This is a genomic window from Bacteroidia bacterium (genome assembly GCA_040880525.1).
GTDB lineage: Bacteria > Bacteroidota > Bacteroidia > CAILMK01 > JBBDIG01 > JBBDIG01.
This window is the reverse complement of record JBBDIG010000017.1, coordinates 36,281-56,326: the sequence shown is the minus strand read 5'-3', so window position 1 is coordinate 56,326 and position 20,046 is coordinate 36,281. Positions and strand designations below refer to the sequence as shown.

The following is a 20,046-nucleotide window of genomic DNA, read 5'->3' as shown; positions in this document are numbered from 1 at the left end:
TTCTGCCGCTCATAATATTGCACTATTTTCGCTCCATCAGCGCGTGAAAGCAAGGTGTACGGAGCTTTCAATGGCAGTATTAGTTTTTTCCTTTACGCTTCAAAATGCTGATGAAGTCCAGGGTTATTTTAGTAAAACATTAATTTAAAAAACCAATTCAAAATGACAGCATTCCCACGTTACTTCTTTACGCTCATATTCGCTCTCATGTTGGCTTCTCCGGTTTTTGCGCAGTCGCCAAATGAAAAGATCGAAATAATGAAAACCGATATCACCAGTGTGCAAAATTTTAATGCAGAGATGGTAACAGTATATGGTGTATCATTAGGGATGCTACAACATGAAGCATTAGAGATACTACGGAAAAATGACAATCTTTTTGTTAAGATTGATAATTACAATGAATACCGGGTATATGTTTATGATAAAAATGAAGAAGGCGAAAGGAATGAACCCATACTTTATTATATATGGGAGAAAGGCGCTACCGGGCTTAAAATGATCACCTTTTTTACCCCAAGCGTGGAATACCTTGTAGGGAACACCAAGGACCTATTGTCGCTGCAAACGCTTGACAGCAACTCTGGCATCTGCAAAGAATTTCTCGGAAAGTGTAATTATCAGAAAGTTACGCTTGATATTCCTTCTATTGAAATGAAACATACAGCCTTCTATTTCGTGGAGCGTGGCCTCAAAGTAACCAAGCGGACGGACGAGGGCACCAGTGATGTGGTTTTCTGCATTTACCGGGACGATCTCAGTACTTCAATGAAATAGAATATTTTTATGCCTTCTTTCTCCGGCATTTAGCTTCCGGGCGCATACATCGGATTTTTTTATTAATTCTGCACCCGAAATTTTCCCCAACCTTTAGCCTACCTTAAACAGGAATGGAAACTTCTCCCATCCTGGCGCACTACCGTAAGAACCTGCGGCTTGCGCTTCCCATTGTTGCCGGAAATCTTGGCCACATGCTCGTTACGCTGGCTGACAGCATAATGGTGGGTCAGGTAGGAACTGTTCCTTTGGCGGCAGCTTCACTGGCGAATAGCATTTTTATGGTGGTCCTTGCAGCCGGGCTGGGGGTATCTTTTGGCATTACACCATTGGTGGCGGCTGCTGATGGCCGCGGTCATACCAACCGCTTTGCCCGTTTGCTCACAAATTCCCTGGTCGTTTATACAGCAACTGGCGTTTTGCTTTTCATCGTCATCTTTTCCGTTTCCCGTTTTATTCATTTTCTTGACCAGCCTCCTGAAGTAGCGGCTCTTGCTGTTCCGTACCTCAATATAATTATGCTGAGCCTGGTACCCCTCATGATCTTTCAGTCGTGCAAGCAGTTTGCTGAAGGGCTGTCGCTCACCTCGCAGGCTATGATCATTGTTCTGGGAGCCAGCCTGCTTAATGTGGTACTGAACTATATCCTCATATTTGGTCACCTGGGGTTCCCGGCTCTCGGCCTTAATGGAGCAGGATGGGCCACACTGATTTCGCGCGTTTTGATGGCAGCGGCAATGGCGGGATTCCTGGCGCTCCCGGCTATTGTAAAGCGTTACCGGCTAAGCTTTTCTTTTCGCAACTACAGCGGAATACTTGTATCAAAACTGCTGAAACTGGGCGTCCCCATTGGAATGCAAATGACTTTTGAAGTGGGAGCATTTGCGGGCGCAGCGGTTATCATCGGATGGCTGGGCGCACAGGAGTTGGCGGCTCACCAAATAGCCCTCACGCTGGCCGCCACTACTTACATGATGGCCCAGGGACTGGCGGCTGCCGCTACGGTCAGGGTCGGGAACCAGCTTGGCCTACGGAATTATCATGAACTCCGAAAAGCGGTTTTTTCCATTTACCAAATGGTGATATTTTTTATGGGATTTATGGCTGTGTTTTTTATCCTGGGACGCAATTGGCTTCCGGCTTTTTTCGTGGAGTCTGCGGAGGTCATTTCAATTGCATCAGGCCTGCTCATTATTGCCGGTCTTTTTCAGCTTTTTGATGGAATGCAGGTAACCGGTCTCGGGGCATTGCGCGGGATGGAGGATGTTACTATTCCTACGGCCATCACGCTCATCGCCTATTTTGTTATTGGATTGCCAGGAGGATATATCCTTGCTTTTCCCCTGGGAATGGGCGTGAATGGAATGTGGATGGGCTTGCTTTCGGGGCTGGGCACCGCTGCGTTGTTCCTTACCTGGCGCTTTCATTTAAAATCGAAAGCGCGACTGGTCAGCCAGCCTTCTGAATAATTATAAGGAAGTTTCTTGCAGAACTCTTTTTTTGGGCACCTGCCGGTTTTTCCCCAAGTGATGAATTCTCAGACGTTCCTGATACGCGGTGTATTTTTGCATTAAAGAAAAAAGGGAAATTTTGGATAAAACCTACGAGGAAAAGTATCATCAGCTTGAGGAAACCAATTGGTGGTATGAAGCCAGGCGCGATATGGTGCTGAAACTTCTGAGCAATAATTCGAAACAAAGCAATATTCTTGAACTGGGATGTGCAGGAGGACCGTTGCTGAGAAAGCTGGCAACGCTGGGTTTTGAGCATGTCCAGGGCATTGACATCAGCGAAGCAGCCATCAGCGTCTGCCGGAAGCGGGGCATTATGAACGCGCAGGTAATGGATGGTACCCGCCTCGATTTCCCGGATCAGCATTTCGACCTGCTGATCGCGTCAGATGTTCTGGAGCACATTGAGGCTGAAGAGAAGGCTTTGCAGGAATGGAACCGTGTGCTGAAACCCGGAGGTCAGGCCATTATTTTCGTCCCTGCCTTTCAGTGGATGTGGAGCGGCCATGATGAGGTGAATCATCACTTCAGGCGCTATACCCGAAATGAACTGGTGGAAAAGCTCATGCAAAACGGTTTTCGCGTTACGCGGAGTTCATATTGGAACCTGGCGTTGTTTTTCCCGGCAGGAGCGATTCGATTAATTCTGAGAAATTTTTCATCTTCAGAAATGGATAAAAATCAGCATCCAAAAATAAATCCTTTGGTTAACGATTTTCTTGTTAATTTAATTAAAATGGAAAACAGGTTTTTAGAAAAAGTTAATTTTCCTGTTGGCGTCAGCACATTTGCTGTGGCCAAAAAGTTATAGATCACCTGTTCCGTACTTTGCAAATTTTTCGTTTACGTCCATTTTAATAAGCTGCATTTCATAATCATCAAAGATTCCCTGTTTATAATCTTCTTCTAGTTTTTGTCGCTCTGCACTATTTAAGCCGGCATAACTGACTTTGCCTTCTTTCGTTAATAGTTCGGGAAATATGTCTTTTGCTTTTTCTGTAACGTGGTTATTTACCTCCAAAGGATAGAGGTTTATTGCTTCGCGTATGATCAGCCAATCTGCAGGCAAGCCGTATTTCCGGGCTTTGTGTAATACTTTATCATGCCAGGTGGAATTGGATTTAATGCGCATCGTCATGGGTTCAAGAAGTTCATTAGCCCAGCTAAAGAATGCAGCTCTTTCTTTATGGGGAAGCTCAACCCGGTAAATGGATAAACCTTTGTGTTCCCCGATTCTACTGCCCAATACCTGTTTAATGGATGGGAATTGAATAAAGCTGGTGTCGTTGATAACCGCATAATCAATATTAAGATACAAATGAAAAAGGTGGTATTCCTCCGGCAAATAAGGAGAAAGGGTATGGCCTTGCCGGTTGCTCAGATAAAGAGAAATATTAAAGCTTTCGTCATAAGCCGAGTAAATAATATCCTTCTGCGAAATTTGAAGTGAATCAAGGTAAGGTTCCAGGTCGAAGTAAGCGGAAAAACCGGGCGTTGCTTTGTAGCGCTCCTTGTGCATATTGCGGGCATACACGGCTGATACCAGGAACAGAATTGCCAGCCCCGCTAACGTTAAATTTCTGATCAATGATTTCTGTTTTTTTAAATAATCAGTAATTAATAATAAAAAGAAATAACCTGCCGGAAGCAAAGCAATAATATAATAATCATGGTCACGAAACTGAAAACTCATGAGCAGATAATATGCGAGCGAACCCAAAAAAACAAGCCATGAAATTATTAAAAGTAAACGATCAACCTTTTTTCTGAATATTAATGAAGAGATTGCTGCTGCGGCAATAGCTATAAGGGTGGCCAGCGAATAATACGCAGGCCCCCAGATCATAGCGGCACCTTTTGCATATCGTAAAAACTCCATCAGAGATGGCGCGGGCCGCGCCTGAAGCAGGAAAAATCCTGAGAGATACTCCTTGTTCAGGTAATTGGCGTATCCATACCATGCGGCAGTTAGTGCCAGGGCGAGCAACAGCATTCCGGCTACAATATTCTTTTTATTATAAATCTCCTGACCCGTTTTATTTTGAATGAATTTTAAATGGTACAATCCAATTATTAACAGCATCGCAATTATGCTTATCGCAGAAACTATTTTAATTAATGAAGCCAGAGATGCAGATATGAAAAGTATGGTCAGCCACTTCACAGAAAACCTGTCTTTCAACTTAAAGAAGGCCAGCCAGCCGATCATGATCAAACCGAGGCTTGCAGTGTCAGGCAAAAAATTAGCGGAATAAAAAACGAGAACGGGCGAAAGAAACCATATCAGCGTAAGCAATGCGGCCCATACCGGATCATGCAGTATTCTTCGGGCCAGGGCGGCTGTAGCCATCAGGCCGGCAGTAATAATGGAGAGCATCAGCAGACGGTAAAGCCATTCATTATATCCAAAAAGCTTGTAAAGAATGGCAACTGAATAATTGATAATCGGAAACTCCATGCCCGTGATGCCGGTGCCATTAGCAATGTTATGAACCCTGGGCAGGAAGAAGTTCATGCCCTCCTGGTAGTAGCGCAGTGCTACCGAAGCTCTGTCAGTTTGCGCCCATTGATGGACGGATTGGGGCCGCAATGGAAGTACCTCATAAATTCCGGTAAAACCGTAGGTGAGCAATAGTAACAGGACAAACCATAGCGCAAACTTTTGCTGACGCAGCCGAACCAGAAATTTCATTTGATAACTTTTTGAGTCGGTACAAATATCTTTTATTTTTATTCAGCCCCAACCCAGCCAAACCCACCCTGCTCACTGCTCACTGCTCACTGCTCACTGAACACCGAACACAGTCTCGCCCCTGAATTCATTTACTTTTGTTCTCTATTTAAAAGATAATTGGAAATGCCTGATATTGATCTCTCGCTGATTATTCCTGTATTTAATGAAGAAGGAAACATCCCGGAGTTGTACAAAAGATTGCGTAGCGTAACGGATGCTTTAAAGGTGAAGCATGAGCTGATCTTTGTCAACGATGGCAGCAGGGACAATTCCCTGGCCCTTATCCTGGAGCTTGCCGCCAGCGATAAGAATGTGAAGTATATCCACTTCAGCCGCAATTTTGGGCATCAGATAGCGGTAACCGCAGGGCTGGACAGAGCACGCGGAGAAGCTGTAGCGATCATTGATGCTGACCTGCAGGATCCGCCTGAACTGATCATTGATATGTACAAAAAAATGCAGGAAGGATTTGAAGTGGTATATGCCAGGAGAAAAAAACGGGAAAAAGAAAACATGCTGAAGTTGCTCACGGCTAAGTTATTTTACCGGATCCTGGCCAGGATCACCTCCATTGAAATACCGGTGGATACAGGAGATTTCCGGATTATTCACAGAAAAGTGGTGGAGATCCTTCGCAGGATGCCGGAGCATCATAAATTTTTGAGAGGCCAGATTTCGTGGGTGGGATTCCGGCAAACGTCTATCGAATTTGAACGGGCTCCACGGCAGGCGGGCGAAACTGGCTATACCTATCGCAAAATGATCCGGTTTGCGCTGGATGGCATAACCGGCTTCTCCAACTTTCCATTGAGGTTTGCCAGTGTTGCAGGATTCGTGGTTTCATTCATTGCGTTTTTGCTGATGCTTTATGCCTTGTATGGCCGGTTGGTCACCAAGGATTACGAACCCGGATGGGCATCGCTGATCGTCAGCGTTTTATTCATAGGCGGCATCCAGTTGCTGAGCATCGGCATTATAGGCGAATATATCAGCCGCATGAACGAAAACCTGCGAAACCGCCCGCTCTACATCATCCAGGAAACCAACACCGTTCCTCCGGAAAGCAAGGAGCGGGAAGGCTGAACGCTTCGTGACCAAGCAAAGGACACATCAAATAATAAACCTGGCTTTTCAAACTTACCATGCGATAAAAAAAGGCGGATGTCGCATTACAACATTCGCCTTTAACTGAATTTATTTTTGCGCCTGACTTAGTCGGTAAGTTTACCTAATCGGGCAGTAGTTTTTACTGTAGTTGTTTTATAAAGAAATCCAATCCCTATAATCGGCCTCTCCACTCTTGTTTCATACTGAGGGTAAAAAACCACATCATAGCCGGGATTCGCTGCCATTAAATTATATAGAGCATAATTTGCTGTTTTGTCCACAACATAATTCCCAATAACAGGAATATTGGCAATATCGACCATACCTTGTGGTCCACCTTGTATTGCCGCTGTTTCTCTGCCAGACAATCTTGACCAGTCTATGCTCAGGACTTTTACCGTTTTGGCTTCAGCCGAAACTTGTCCTGATAATGCGAAATCATCTTTTTCGAATTCTACCCGGGAACTGGGTTCACGCATAGTTTTGTGAATGCTGGTACAGCTTGAAAGCATGATCATAGCTAAACCAGAAAACAAGAATAATTTGAGAGTTAACTTTTTCATCTTTTACAGTTTATTTTTTTGTTGATTCCTACTCTTTTGGCTTTTCGGTAACGCCCCGTTTTTTAAGATGGTTTCCAGACTCCACCGTATTTAATTGGTGTCACATTGGGTGTTCAACCCTCTTATTTGAACATGGTTATTTTAGCGTTGGATTTTATTTCTTGCAAATATTAAAGTATCGTTATTCGTGGTTTTCATGTCCCTATAACCAGTACTAATCTCCATTGTTTAGTCACACTGCTTTCCAAATGAGAATTCAGCTTTTGTCAGCCATTTTGAGCGGTAACGAGAATACCAGGATAGGCTGGCATATCGCTGAAATACTCTTACAGTGGAGCAGAAATTCTGGCGGTAGTCGAAATGACCAGGAGTGGAGGATGGACGTTGTAGTGAGAGCCAGACATTCGACAAGGAATTTCAGCAAGATTATGCTTTTATCCGCACGCGTTACGCTGTCAATAAACGCAGCTAACGAAGGCTGATCTTGAACATCGTTTCGTGCTAAGGGGCACAGCTTCAGGGCATCATTCAGGTGATATCATTGTGGAGGATCCGGTTGCAGGAGCAACATTCGTTTCGGATGCGAGCATGGAATTGCCCTCCACCTGGCATAAGGATAACCTGCATATTGCAGCCGTCATTTGGAAGTTCCAGTCGAATACTTCAACCTACATCAATTCCACTTTCCACTAAAAATTCCCGCTCCGCATGTTTGCGGATTGTAAAGCCTATAGCAGGTTATTCTGCCATGTGCTTACAAATGTAAGTATAGCCTTTAATTGAGTAAAAGAATAGCTTTCCTCTTGTTGCACCTTTGCATGCTGGAAATAAATTCAGCATTTATACAATTAATTAAATGATGCAATTAAGAAATATTATTACCGCTTTTGTCCTTGGGGCTGTAGTTTTTGTAACAGGATGTAAAAAAAATGACGATCCCAAACCGGATCCGACCGTATATCCAAAAGTAGAATCAACAAGCCCTGATGGTGACGCCACCGATGTTGCCCGCAATAAAGTAATTACCGCAAATTTTAGTGATGCCATGGATGCTTCGAGCATTAACAACAGCAGCTTCTCCGTAAAAAAGGGCAGCACACCGATTGCCGGAAGCGTGTCCTACTCCGGCAAAACGGCAATGTTTGAGCCCTCAGTTTCATTGGAAGAAAATGAGGAATACACGGCCACCATCACAGCGGATGTAAAAGACATTACCGGTCAGGTCATGGCTAAAGATGTAACATGGAGTTTTACCACAGGTGCCAATGCCAAGGGCCTGGCCAGGATAAACCTGAAGTCATCCGAAAACTATGTTATACTTGCCAAAACGGCCATCAATAACATACCCACTTCCGCCATCACGGGCGACATAGCCATAAGCCCCGCTGCGGCCTCGTACATCACCGGGTTTTCCCTTACCGATGCCACCGGGTATGCAACCTCAGCTCAAATCACCGGAAGGGTATATGCGGCCGACATGGCATCTCCCACGTCTGACAACCTTACTACGGCAGTAAGTGATATGATTACGGCTTACAATGAGGCGGCAGGGCGTAAAGCCCCGGATTTCATTGAGTTGGGGTCGGGAAATATTGGCGGCAAAACGCTCGTACCCGGTCTTTATAAATGGAGCAGCACGGTTACAGTGCCTACGAACCTGGTCATATCAGGTAGTGCCTCTGATGTATGGATATTCCAGATTGACGGAAACCTCAGCGTGAGTTCAGGAGTGAAAGTAACGCTTGGCGGTGGTGCCAGACCTGAGAACATTTTCTGGCAGGTGGCTGGCGAAGTAAACCTCGGCACGACCGTAGATTTTAAGGGAATTATACTATCCATGACAGGCATTACCCTTGATACCGGAGCCGTTCTTAAAGGTCGCGCCCTGGCACAAACGGCCGTTATCCTTGATGCTAATACGATCACTCAACCATAATCATCACGAGCCTGTAAATTTCAATAGCTGCACTGCTGCGTAATTTGAATTAACAGGTCTTAAGTTCCGGGTTGGTGTATTTGATTTAGAGTCGTCCCCCTGTCAGATAAATTATAATATCAGACAGGGGGACGACTGTTTATTTGGTATCCTGATGTTTCATCTGTGGAGCGCGAAACCCTGCCTATGCAAATGGTTGTTAGCGGCTTCCCGAATTTTTTCGGGAAGCATTGGCGTTGGGCTGAAAATTCTACAGTCAATGTTTTTATAAAACACCCACCACTTATTTATTATCAAGTTGTTCTGCCAGTCCGATGAGAAGCCCTTCGGTTCCACGAATGTAGCAGAGCCGGTACGAGTCCTCGTACTGAACCACTTCACCAACGAGCTGTGCGCCATGCTTGCTGAGTCTATGTACCATCTCGTCAATGTCTTCAACGGTGAACATGATGCGCAGGTAGCCGAGCGCGTTTACGGGGGCAGTACGATGATCTGAAATAACAGATGGACTGAGAAATCGTGAAATCTCGAGCCGGCTATGGCCATCGGGGGTAACCATCATGGCAATTTCTACGCGCTGAGAACCCAGTCCTGTAACGCGCCCGGCCCATTCTCCTTCGATTGTGGCCCGTCCTTCGAGCTTCATGCCTATCTCCGTGAAAAAAGAGATGGCGTCCTCAAGGGATTCTACTACGATGCCCACATTGTCCATTCTTAATAATTTGTTTTTTGCCATGGTTCTATTTCTCCTTATTCAATGTCAGTGGTTCGTTGTTCTTTCGTTTGTTGGTTCATAATAAAGCGCAACTGCACCACCACTAAAGGTTTTCGTCTTAATGAGTTTAAGAATAGTCCTGTCGTGCATGTTTTCGAATAACGGCAAGCCGCTTCCGGCAACAACAGGGTGAACACAAATTTGGTATTCATCAATCAAATTAAGTTTCATTAACTGTATGATTAAAGTCCGGCTGCCCACCAAAATGTCTTTGCCGGATTGCTGTTGGAGTGCCTGAACTTCTTCTTCAATGGCCCGGTCAGCCAACTTTGCAGTTTCCCATTCTACATTTTAATGTTCGGGAAAAAACAATTTTTGGAATGGTATCCATTTTTATGGCAAATTCATCCGTTGCTTTGTTGCCCGTAGGATTTTCCACCACAGTTTGCCAATATTTCATAAGTTGAAATGTTATCCGCCCATATAAAGCGGTGCCAGCGCTACTTAACAGGTCAGCGTAATGTTGATGTATTTCATCATCGGGTATTATTGCCGTATGGTCGCAAAACCCGTCAAGGGTCATGTTGATTCCTGCAATTAGCTTTCTCATATTTGGTTTTTTTATAATGTGCTATCATTATATTACTTGAGGCTGGTCCGGCAAATAATTGTTCAGTTCCACGAAACTCGTAGGCCAAGGCCTTGTTGAATACTTGCATTGGTAATCGTCCGAAGTTCTGGAATGGATGTAATGTTTATGCCTGGTCTTAGCTCATAAAACACATGCATCCGTTTCCAGAATTCTCTTTTATTTCCTATTCTAAAGTCAATTCCCATCGGGACATAGGTTGATGCACCAAAATTAGTTTCGTTTCTGAACTTTTCTGTTTTGCTGCTGCCTGAACCTGAGTAACCGTGTGATGTAAAGGTATTGCCATTTGGGTAGCGAGTTTCTGTCCTGCCGGATTTACTATAAGAAATGTCTGTGCTGGCATTGATAGAAAGCCCGGCTGTAATGCCTATGCCAGTATATATAGACCAGCGTGCCCCGGGATTGGTCCTGAAAATCAGCGAGCCATCAAACCGAAGTTGTTCGGATGAATAATTCATTCCGTAATACTGCGTAGTTACAGAGTCAATATAAACTGTTTCACCCGTTTGAGCAGATGTCAATGTATCATAAGGTTTGCGGTCCTCCTCGAATGATCCGCCTGTCAAAGTTGTTCCGGAAAAATAACTGATGCCAAGTCGCAATAGTGGATTTGATTTGTAAATGGTTTTTTTCTTGTCGCTGAATTGAATTCCTAACATTACTGAAAACGTGTTATTACTTATCAAGGTAGAGCTACCAAGTTGAGAAAAATCCGTCATATTGTTGTTCAATATTTCAGATTGAGGAACAAGCGTTCTGAAGTCAGAAAGGATTCCGTTAGTGTTATCCTCTGTAAAAAATCCAGTTTGAATGTATACGTCATGGATGCTGATTTTCTTAACGGTCGTTGGTTGTTGTTCCTGTCCGAAAACTGAGAAGGAAACCGTCAGCGATATAACGACTGCCAAAATTTTGATTCTTTTCATTTTTTGAGTTTTATAAAATGTCCAACTGCACTTGTCTGATAAATATTGTGGAGTAAACTGTGTACCGTATCTTTTTGGCAATGACGTTTACGAGTGTAGGTATTAGTCCTTTTAAAGGTCCAACCGATCCTCTGGGTATTTTGCTGGTACATGCCCATTCTGGTGATGTGCGTGTTATCGCGAGTTCGCCTGGCCTGGGGAATACTGGACCCGGGATTTTTTTAATTTATGGCTCCTGGTAAAACGCTATTAAAATTTCTCAATTTCGAAAGGTTCATGACCTTCAAGTTACAGCCATGTACTTTCTTTCTATTCAAATAAAACCATCTGTCCATTGTTAGCGGGTGCCATTTTTTTAATAAAACTGTCCCATAAATTTAATGTCAAATTGAGTTTATATTTTTTATTTAGCGTTTCGAGTTCTGTTTGCATGTAATGCTTGTCAATCTGTTTTGCTAATTTAAAAAGGTCAATTCTCATTAATATATCTTTTGTAAAAGTCCTTTTAGCGTCAGGAAAAGTTACTGAATGCAGAAACTGAGCTGTGGTATCAGAGTTCAAAAGAATCAAAGAGTAAACAGCAAATTCTATTTCGTCAAAACCTATTAAATAACAGGTGTCGTCAAGCATTACGGGTTTGTTGTCCTGTGGTAGGATCAGTGTAAAATGAAATGTTTTGTAAAGTCCTGAAATGGCTACTTTAAAGCGCTTAAACGAATAATCTCCAACCCCGAATATTGAAAATAAAGGTTTGTTGTTATAGATACTTGATTTTCTTGCTTCAAAATTTGCTTGATGCTGCGACAAGTATTGATAGGTTTTAGGATATTTAGTTTTGATGTATTTGGTTTCCTGACCTACTTTTGTTTGGGTAACGATCGTAAACTTTCTTGTCTGATTAATTACCGTGTTTTTAAGATCAGAACTTTTGAGTAGACCGAAAACTAATCCATTTTCCAATATAACTTCCTCATTCAACCGATTTACATAATGTCTATCGACTTTGTCTAATTCCATTACCGATGAACAGTCATGTTTTAAACCTTGTCGCCAAACGAAAGGACATTCACCGTCAAACTCTTTCGTGTGCATGTACGCATCAATGTTGGAAACGAATTTATCATTTAACCAACCAAAATTGCCTTTAGAAGTCTGTTTGTAAAAATTATATTCTTTGCAATCATAAGATGGTAGAGAGTTTAGTTGACAATAAAACAGAGATGCCTCTACCGACACATTAAATTCTTTTTTACTGTCAATACTATGCTTCTCGATAGATGAAATTTTATAGTGATTTTTATTTTGGTCAAACAGAATATTTTTGATAACTGAGTTTTTAACCAATAGCAATAAATTGCCTTTCATACTTTGAAAGGCGTTGATCACAGTTAGGGTGATAAATTCAGCAATGTCGAAATTTCCTTTGCCTGTCATTGCATCCAGGCCACTATGCTTTTTGAAATTTGTTTTTTTAGGAAGGTTTTTTGAATTAAGACTGCCCAATGTTGAGTTAGTCACCCACGGTGGATTCCCAATAACTAAAACTTCCTTTGTTGAGTGTTTTATTGCTATTTTCTTAAAATCAAAATCAAAAATATTGCAATGAATAATTGAAATTTCCGGTTTGGTAGTATTTGGGTTTGATAGAAAAAAATCCAAAATACTGAACTTGGTTTCCCAAACGTAAGGCTTATAAATTTCAATTCCGAATACGTTTTTTATATTCTTAAAGTTTTGTAATGATGCAATAATGAAATTTCCTTTTCCGCAAGTTGGCTCAATTACAATTTCAGGTGAGATGTCTTTTGATGCTAAATGCGATGTGACTTTATTTGCCAAATCAGAATTAGTTTGAAAATCGCCATAGGCTGCTCTACAGGTTTCTTCAGCAATGCTCTGATTGATAGCAATCACTTCTTTAAGTGTATCAAAATCTTCCTTATTATCAAAAAAATGCAAAAAGCCAAAGGCATCATACATTTTTTGATTTGCCTTTTCAAAAGACACAAATTTTTTCAGATGATCATTTAACCAATCTATAACCTGATGAGTAATATTCGCTTCAAATATTTTCATTATTTGGGTTTGTTATAGCTAATAATTTTATCAATTCCTGGAATGTCATCGTGCAGTGCAACAATTCTTTGATATTGCAGTCGCCATTGTAACGCATTTGAAATGGTCAGGTATCCTTGTGCAGGTGGTGTGTCTAATATCTGTGCTGCTATTTTCGACAGAGTTATTTCGTCAGCAGGAATATTTTTGTCTTGTAAATATGCCAGGATATCAGCCTCATTTGCCCCATCCTTTACCATTTCTATTAATCGAAATGTAGTTGTATAATCTGCTGTTCGTTCTTTATGAACAAAGGAACAGCTTACAAAATTTAAAATAGCGGTTTGGGTAGCAGCGTCATCAGTTTTATCGTATACGAATACAAGAAGATTATATCCAAGTCCAAATATTTTTTGTTTGGCATCCTTAAACGGACAAGATGATTGTGGTTGATTAATCGAAGTAACTTTTATATCAGTTTGAATATCGGCTGAAGGAAGGTCAATACCTCTTGCTGATGAACCTACAGTAACTTCATATTTGTTATTTAGGTGTTTTTGAAATTTTTGCTCAATCAGAGTCCCTACAGCTTTGCCATCAGTGACGCCATAAAGTTCTGCATGCTTGTACGTGGACTCTGCAACACAAAAACTTGTGCTTCTTCAATAAGCTTTTTTATGGTTAATTTTTCTTTGATATCCATTGTGCAAAGTTACTATCCGTTTCTTGCTTTTGTTGTTTAGCATTGCCTTTTTAGCCTTACTGCCTTCCCGCTCCCACTCCGCATGTATTCGGAATTAGTTCACCCAGGTCCTCCGGGCTAATTTGGGCAGATAATAAAAGTTACTAAATATAGAAACTAAAGTATGTTATTTGGTACGAGGTTCTCTTCGCAGTCGCCTGGCTCTGTCAGGTGACCAATTATGCCGGCAGGGCTGTGCCGGATTTCTGTATCGAAGCAGCATCGTAATTCCCATGTTGTGAGTGGCGGGACTAGCCCCGTAATAAATCCGGGATCTTCGACAAGCCGCAAAGCTTGCCCCGAACCTATGTCGGGGGTGGTTTCCCGCGAGGGAAGCACTGAAGGAGGCGGGACTGCAAAATCCGGTACGTAGACTGTCCTGAGTTTGGCCATGAGCGGTTGTTGTTTGCACAATATGAACTTCCGTCTAAACAATCGACTGAAGCCCTCTTTCAGCCAGCGTTAAGTTAGAGAAAATTTTATGGGCTGTGTTTGGTTTTTATGACAGTACCTCAATTGGCAAGCGTTTTTAACTGTTTTTTAATTATCATCATATCTTGTGGCTCTTTATCCTTTATTCCTTTTTTTGAATATTTGAAATATAAATTGCGTCCAAATCTATATTTTATCTTTAATCTAACGGTATAAAATAGCGATAGTTTGCCATTGAAGTCAATATAATAATTTAAGGCATAGTTTATATCATCGATCTTTTCGAAATCTATGTCAATGGTTTTTGCATTATACATAACACGAAGCCCCTCATCTCTAAGTTCAACCTTTTGAATATTTTGTCTTAATAATAACATCCGAGATAAAATAAAATCAGCTATAATTATCAATAAAAAGAAGTAAAGTAATGTTGGAGAAAAGAACTTGTATAGAAAAAAACTCATTCCCAAGATGATAAAAATATTTGCAATCACAATCATATTCAATGTGTGATTTTTATTTTCAGTGGGTAGATTTGTTTGATGCGACTGCTTCATTTATTTTCAAGCAACAACTATATAGGTTTGTGAGGAAATCAAATGCTTGCCAACGTTTTGCAGCTAAGAAACGTGGGGCATTTCGGAGCACTTTCCTGTCCGCTTGTGGCAAAGATAGCCACGAAGAACGATCCTCGCGGAAACCACTGTCCGCCCGATGTTTTCTTAGGTGCTGTGTGTGCCCGGCATGGGCAAAGGTATCGAAGATGCCTTTAGAATTTCCAGAGGGTGGAAGTCCCTTGTTCAGGTTCCTGATTGATCCCGCTAATCAGGTAACCTAAATTTCCCATCAAGGCGCTGCACCTGAAAAGATGGAGGGCTTTGACCGGTCGTTATTGGGTGAGGATGTCCTTCCAGGCTCTAAGCTGGATTTGCGGGAGGTGGAAGAGAAATTTTTAAGTCTGGGAATTTAGAAGGCGGGCCGCACGCGTTATGCTTCGCTAAATTCGCGCTAACCTGGGGTGAATCTGAAAATATATAAGAATTTTATAACAGTAATGTAAATTTGTGCTACAAACGCAAAATAGACGATGAAACAGATAACGCTCAACATACCTGACAACCGCTTTCAGTTTTTTATGGAATTGATCAAGAGCCTTGGATTTGTTCAACTGGAGGATGACGGAGATTCCGATAAGGCGATTAGGGAAAATATTAAGGAAGGTCTGGAGGAAGTGAAGCTTGCCAAAGAAGGAAAGCTCAAGACAATTTCTGCAAAACAGTTTTTAGATGAGCTATAAGGTTGAGGTTTCAAGTAACTTCAGTAAGGAGGCCAAGCGGTTGGTTAAAAAATACCGATCATTAAAGGACGACATTGCTCAACTCATTGCAGACCTTGAAACAGAGCCTACCACCGGCACTCCTCTTGGCCAGAATATTTACAAGATCCGGCTGACCACCACATCCAAGGGCAAAGGGAAATCTGGTGGCCTGAGGGTAATGACCTTGGTCCAGGTACTGGAAAAGGAGGTAATCCTTTTTACCATCTATAATAAAAGCGAAAAAAGCACTTTGTCAGATAAAGAAATACGGAAGTTGATTGGTGGCCTTTGATGAGGCCACAAGAAGAACTTTAACCGATGTCTGGCCGCCACATTGTGGCAACGTTAACAACTTGTGATGACAAATAATCACAAGGCTTATATTTCCTCCCGGCAGTCCCAATTCAGTGGTGGTAATAGCCCGGTGGGTTCATACCGCTCCAGTGCCTGAAATGCCGCGTTTGTATGCCTGCCAGTTCTAAGTGTCCTTCGGAAGACTTGGATAAATGGATTTGCAGAAAGCGTGAGCAGCTACTTGAAGAGACACAGCGCCAAAAGTTCGCGCCCATTAGCTCTGATTTTGGCGTTCGGCTTGGGTTCCTGATTGATTCCGCTAATCAGGTAACCTAAATTTACCGGCAAAGCGCTGCACCTGAAAAAATGGAGGGTTTTGACCGGTCGCTATCGGGTGAAGACGCCCTTCCAGGCTTTAAGCTGGATTTGCGGGAGGTGGAATAGAATTTTTTAAGTCTGGGAATCCAGAAGGCGGGCCGCACGCGTTACGCTTCGCTAAACGCGCGCTAACAGGGGTTGTCTCGTCCTGAAAAAGGGTTATAGGCACAGCGAGGGTGGTGTCCTCGCTCCGCACACGTTTCGATGGCGCTAACGCGCGCTAACAGAAGCATATTTTAACATTTAGCTCGCATTTTTTGCTAAACTTCAATTTCTTGTTCTGGTTCAATTTCAACTTGTGCTTGTGCCAATAATTCATAGATATTCATTTCCACATCCATGACTTCAAAGGACACACAAAGTGCATACTTCGTTTCACTTTCAAGATTTCTGTCCCAACCAAAATGTCCAATGATAGCGATACTAAATTCTTCGGCAAATTGCTGTGGTTCTATCATTGCCCAACTTTTTTGAACGGTTGAATTATTTCTGTTGATTCCATTATTTGTATAAGCAGGATTCTCTCTGATAATCCATTTGATTGAATCAGCACCTTCTTCAATTTCTCCTGCCTCAATTGTTTCTTCATCTTTTTCCAAATACTCAATAGTTCGGCTTCTGAAACTACTGAATCTCTCATTGTATTTTGATGATTGCCATTCAAGCCAGTTTGATAAATAGGAATGAGAACCCTTTCTCGTTAATCTTGTTTTTGCAGTAAATGAAAGTGTAACCTCAACTAAAATCCTAAACTCTTTTCCCTCTCCTTTTAAAGCATCAGGAATTTTTAAACGATAGATGTCAGCTTTTTTCGGCCCAACTTTTCCGTCTTGAATAAATGTGATTCTTGATTGAGAATTATTCAAAGCTCGGTTTACATCGGGAACTCCGTAACCATAATATCTGAAATCATTTATTGTCGGATTGTCAAAACAGTGTTCGGGTAATCTTGCACTCTGTATAATTAAAGCCCTATACATTTGTGCTGATTCAGTTGGATGTTCTGTTTGCAATCTTGAAGCGATGTAACTTACTTTAGGTGTGCTGAAAGAAGTGCCAAATGAATCTTTACCAACTGCACTTGCTCCATGTAAAGTTGAGTTTACTAATTCAGGTGATGTAGTTTCATTTGTTATCAGTTGATCTGATAATTTATTTTTCACCAAGTCACCACCAAATTCAACAACATCCGGTTTAATGCACCCCCACATACCAAGTCCAGTCCTTGAAAAAGGCGAAACATGGTTTTTCCCTGCCAATGCTTTGTAATCTGCATCTTCAAAATCTTCTCTCGCAATTGAACCAACCGTTATTGAAAAATAGCTAACGCCTGGATTTGCAACTTTTGATTGAGCTTCGTCCAAATAAGTTGGATATTTTCTACCATATTGCAAATGTTCTATAATCCCAAGGTTTGTAGAAATAACTGAACTCGAATATAGATTTCCAGCAGCAACTATGAAAAGAATATTGTTCTCATGAATTAGTTTGTCTATTGATGCTGCAAGTGACGGCATGTGAGTTCCTATATAAGAAGTATCTTCTGATACGGATAAATTGAAGATTCTTGTTTCAGGAGAATAGTCAGCAATAATTTGTTGCATCAACTTTGGCTCAAACCGCCTTGTTACAATACGATTATTCTTGTCAAGAATTCTTGCATTTTGAATGATACATTCTAATTTAACTTGTCCTTCTTTAGGTATTGAATTAGGATAGAGCACTGCACCAGCGACTTTTGTTCCATGTCCGCTTGGTCTAAAATAGTCAGCGGTTGTTGTGTCACCGTCAACATAAGAACGGGAGTTTGCTGTATCAATTGCACCTTGAATTAGCCGATGATTTTCTTGAATACCACTATCAATAACACAAACATTTGCAGCGTTGTTGTCGGGTGTAATAATTTCTATTTCGTAATCATCGAGAAGAGGTAAATGCACATTTTCCAAATCGTATTTTGTGTCCAACCTTACTTCATAGAGATACTGGTATGTTTGAACTAGATCCTTTAATCCTTTTCCGCTTATTGAGATTTTAAAATAAACTGCATCAACTTCGTTATCCCAAATAGCATGTAGCTCCCCTCCGTAAATTCCTATGTAGCTTTCAATCTCGTCTTCTCTTTTTATTTGCTTTGTATCTCTCTCAACTTGTAGGGTTTTTACATGGGCTTTGAAGTCAGCAACTTTTTGTTGAAACTTAATTTCAGAGTCAAACTCATCTCTAACAGGATATTCTTTCTTGTTCGGTATGTAACACGATATACCTAATTGAACTGTGTAAAGAACATCGGGCTCAATTGTGTCCCAAATTATCCCTAACTCTCCTTTTAGTAATTCGCCAACTCTCCAACTTTCATCAGTTACTAATTCCCAAATTTTAGCTGCTGTATCTTTATATCTTCCTTCTTGAGTAAGAAACTGAGTTATCTTTTCTTGAAATGATACAAGTCCGTCCAATGATGCTCCAATGATATATCCTTCTTTCTCCTCAGAAATAACTTCAATACCCCAATTTGAAAGTGAATCTATTTTGAATTCAGCAGTGTCAATTTTGAGAAAAACTGGAATGTCTGTGACGTTTGGAAATTCAATTCCCTCCGCTCTTTTCAACTCTTTAAGTGCATTCCATTTTTCAATTAACGTATTAGCTGAATTTCCAAGATACTCTCCGTGGTATTGCCTGTTAATTCCTTTGTTTACATTCGTAATTGCTTCCGCCTGTGGATTTCTTTTGCCACCGCCTTTGAAAGGTTTAGTTCTTCCTTCAACTTTGAACGGCAATTTTAAATGAGGAAAATCAGCCATAAATTATTTTAGGTAAAGAAGATTTTCGTTTAATGACTTTTCAATATGAGATTGTTGCAAAACATTTTCGTTGCCGATAACTGCAATTTTTGCTGCGTCATTAGCAACTTTCACAACAATTGCAGAACTAAAACCAATCATCCTCTTAACCATAGAATTCCAATTGATGTCTTTTGATTTCTCAATTGATGAAAGGGTCATTTTCGTTAAACGCAAAACTTCTTCTCTGCTTGGCTTTGGCATTTCAATGATGTCGTCAAAGCGTCTGAAAAGTGCTTGGTCAAGTGCATTTTCAATATTTGTTGTCGCAATCAAAATACCTTTTGAATTATACTGTTCTAAAAGCGTTAATAAAATATTTACTACTCTGTGCATCTCACCAACATCCTGGGAATTAGTTCTGGTCTTGCCGATAACATCAAACTCGTCAAATAACAAAACACAAGGGTAGTCCTTTATGCCGTCAAATAATCTTGTGAGGTTGCTTGCTGTCTCTCCAAGGAAAGAAGAAATAATAACATCAAAACGAACTTTCAAGAATGGTAGTCCTAAATTCCAAGCAATCCTTTCTGCACTCATGCTCTTGCCGCAACCGGGAGCTCCGTAAATTAAAACTTTCTGTCTGTATTGTAATCCGTGGTGTGCAAGTCGTTCTTTTGCTGCAAACTCTTTTTCTATTCGTCTGATTTTTTCTTCAGTTTCAGATGGTAAAACCATTTCATGTCGCAACTCATCTCGGTCAATAGAAGTTGCAAGTGGAAAATTATTTCGTTTGTCAGTTGGAATAGAAATTCCATTTGGCAAAATTTTTCTTAATTCTCCTCTGAAAGTTTGGCTGGCCGAAATATTTTTATCTAAAATGAATTTCAGCTTGTCCGCAAGTTTCTCATGTCCTTTTTTCTTCTCGTCCTCAATGATAAGAGATGCAACTTTGACAACATCATCTTCCCTGTCTCCTTCAATGGAACGGAATAATCTTATCATCAAATCTTGATTCATTTATGTTAATTTATTTTTTGGATTGAAAATCATGTTTCAAGGAAGAAAGAAAATACCTTTTGACACCGAAAACCAAAGCATTGTCGAATTTGGCTCTATA

Annotated in this window: 19 protein-coding genes and 1 pseudogene; 9 read left to right on the top strand and 11 right to left on the bottom strand. The window is 41.3% G+C overall.

Going from position 1 to position 20,046, the window contains the following annotated elements; translation table 11 throughout:
- Positions 1 to 162: 162 nt before the first annotated feature.
- The 3 genes from WD077_04235 (at position 163) to WD077_04225 (ending at position 3,099) form a co-directional block, all read left to right on the top strand.
- Positions 163 to 777, top strand: coding sequence for a hypothetical protein (locus tag WD077_04235; GenBank protein ID MEX0966422.1), 615 nt, complete (start codon positions 163 to 165; stop codon positions 775 to 777).
- Positions 778 to 890: 113 nt separating this feature from the next.
- Complete coding sequence (locus tag WD077_04230; protein ID MEX0966421.1) at positions 891 to 2,246, top strand: MATE family efflux transporter; 1,356 nt, start codon at positions 891 to 893, stop codon at positions 2,244 to 2,246.
- 121 nt (positions 2,247 to 2,367) lie between these two features.
- The gene (locus WD077_04225) at positions 2,368 to 3,099 is read left to right on the top strand and encodes a class I SAM-dependent methyltransferase (protein ID MEX0966420.1); all 732 of its coding nucleotides are present in this window, start codon (positions 2,368 to 2,370) and stop codon (positions 3,097 to 3,099) included.
- Here the strand turns inward: WD077_04225 and WD077_04220 are convergent.
- Positions 3,094 to 4,980, bottom strand: a complete 1,887-nt coding sequence (locus WD077_04220) for a glycosyltransferase family 39 protein (protein ID MEX0966419.1) — start codon at positions 4,978 to 4,980, stop codon at positions 3,094 to 3,096. The two genes, WD077_04225 and WD077_04220, sit on opposite strands and share 6 nt — an antisense overlap.
- A 165-nt stretch (positions 4,981 to 5,145) precedes the next feature.
- On the opposite strand from WD077_04220, the gene WD077_04215 reads away from it, so the two are divergent.
- The gene (locus tag WD077_04215) at positions 5,146 to 6,105 is read left to right on the top strand and encodes a glycosyltransferase family 2 protein (protein ID MEX0966418.1); all 960 of its coding nucleotides are present in this window, start codon (positions 5,146 to 5,148) and stop codon (positions 6,103 to 6,105) included.
- A gap of 128 nt (positions 6,106 to 6,233) precedes the next feature.
- Here WD077_04215 and WD077_04210 read toward each other — a convergent pair whose 3' ends face one another.
- Complete coding sequence (locus WD077_04210) at positions 6,234 to 6,692, bottom strand: hypothetical protein (protein MEX0966417.1); 459 nt, start codon at positions 6,690 to 6,692, stop codon at positions 6,234 to 6,236.
- A gap of 248 nt (positions 6,693 to 6,940) precedes the next feature.
- Between WD077_04210 and WD077_04205 the strand changes: the two genes are divergently transcribed.
- The 3 genes from WD077_04205 (at position 6,941) to WD077_04195 (ending at position 8,628) form a co-directional block, all read left to right on the top strand.
- A complete protein-coding gene (locus tag WD077_04205) occupies positions 6,941 to 7,174 on the top strand; it encodes a hypothetical protein (protein ID MEX0966416.1) in 234 nt (77 codons plus the stop codon).
- A gap of 16 nt (positions 7,175 to 7,190) precedes the next feature.
- Entirely contained in the window at positions 7,191 to 7,385 is a 195-nt protein-coding gene (locus WD077_04200) for a hypothetical protein (GenBank protein MEX0966415.1), read from the top strand.
- 163 nt (positions 7,386 to 7,548) lie between these two features.
- Positions 7,549 to 8,628: an ice-binding family protein gene (locus WD077_04195; GenBank protein MEX0966414.1), complete on the top strand. Its 1,080-nt coding sequence runs from the start codon at positions 7,549 to 7,551 to the stop codon at positions 8,626 to 8,628.
- Between the two features lie 283 nt (positions 8,629 to 8,911).
- Here the strand turns inward: WD077_04195 and WD077_04190 are convergent, their stop codons facing one another.
- The 7 genes and pseudogenes from WD077_04190 to WD077_04160 all read right to left on the bottom strand — a co-directional run bounded on the left by WD077_04190 (position 8,912) and on the right by WD077_04160 (position 14,707).
- Positions 8,912 to 9,364 carry a VOC family protein gene (locus WD077_04190; protein ID MEX0966413.1) on the bottom strand — a complete coding sequence of 151 codons (453 nt, stop codon included), beginning with the start codon at positions 9,362 to 9,364 and terminating at the stop codon, positions 8,912 to 8,914.
- A 24-nt stretch (positions 9,365 to 9,388) separates the two neighbouring features.
- Positions 9,389 to 9,953, bottom strand: a pseudogene (locus WD077_04185) (dihydrofolate reductase family protein).
- A gap of 62 nt (positions 9,954 to 10,015) precedes the next feature.
- Entirely contained in the window at positions 10,016 to 10,921 is a 906-nt protein-coding gene (locus WD077_04180) for a hypothetical protein (GenBank protein ID MEX0966412.1), read from the bottom strand.
- A 309-nt stretch (positions 10,922 to 11,230) separates the two neighbouring features.
- Positions 11,231 to 12,997, bottom strand: a complete 1,767-nt coding sequence (locus WD077_04175; GenBank protein MEX0966411.1) for a hypothetical protein — start codon at positions 12,995 to 12,997, stop codon at positions 11,231 to 11,233.
- Positions 12,997 to 13,236: a hypothetical protein gene (locus WD077_04170; protein MEX0966410.1), complete on the bottom strand. Its 240-nt coding sequence runs from the start codon at positions 13,234 to 13,236 to the stop codon at positions 12,997 to 12,999. Before WD077_04170 ends, WD077_04175 begins: the two co-directional genes overlap by 1 nt.
- 599 nt (positions 13,237 to 13,835) lie before the next feature.
- Positions 13,836 to 14,111, bottom strand: coding sequence for a hypothetical protein (locus WD077_04165; protein MEX0966409.1), 276 nt, complete (start codon positions 14,109 to 14,111; stop codon positions 13,836 to 13,838).
- A gap of 119 nt (positions 14,112 to 14,230) precedes the next feature.
- A complete protein-coding gene (locus WD077_04160) occupies positions 14,231 to 14,707 on the bottom strand; it encodes a hypothetical protein (protein ID MEX0966408.1) in 477 nt (158 codons plus the stop codon).
- Between the two features lie 530 nt (positions 14,708 to 15,237).
- Between WD077_04160 and WD077_04155 the strand changes: the two genes are divergently transcribed.
- Positions 15,238 to 15,447: a hypothetical protein gene (locus WD077_04155; protein MEX0966407.1), complete on the top strand. Its 210-nt coding sequence runs from the start codon at positions 15,238 to 15,240 to the stop codon at positions 15,445 to 15,447.
- Complete coding sequence (locus WD077_04150; GenBank protein MEX0966406.1) at positions 15,437 to 15,760, top strand: type II toxin-antitoxin system RelE/ParE family toxin; 324 nt, start codon at positions 15,437 to 15,439, stop codon at positions 15,758 to 15,760. The genes WD077_04155 and WD077_04150 overlap by 11 nt, the downstream gene beginning before the upstream one ends.
- Positions 15,761 to 16,400: 640 nt before the next feature.
- Here the strand turns inward: WD077_04150 and WD077_04145 are convergent.
- Positions 16,401 to 18,947 carry a S8 family peptidase gene (locus WD077_04145; protein MEX0966405.1) on the bottom strand — a complete coding sequence of 849 codons (2,547 nt, stop codon included), beginning with the start codon at positions 18,945 to 18,947 and terminating at the stop codon, positions 16,401 to 16,403.
- 3 nt (positions 18,948 to 18,950) lie between these two features.
- On the bottom strand, positions 18,951 to 19,946 hold the full coding sequence (locus WD077_04140) for an ATP-binding protein (GenBank protein MEX0966404.1): 996 nt from the start codon (positions 19,944 to 19,946) through the stop codon (positions 18,951 to 18,953).
- Positions 19,947 to 20,046 lie beyond the last annotated feature (100 nt).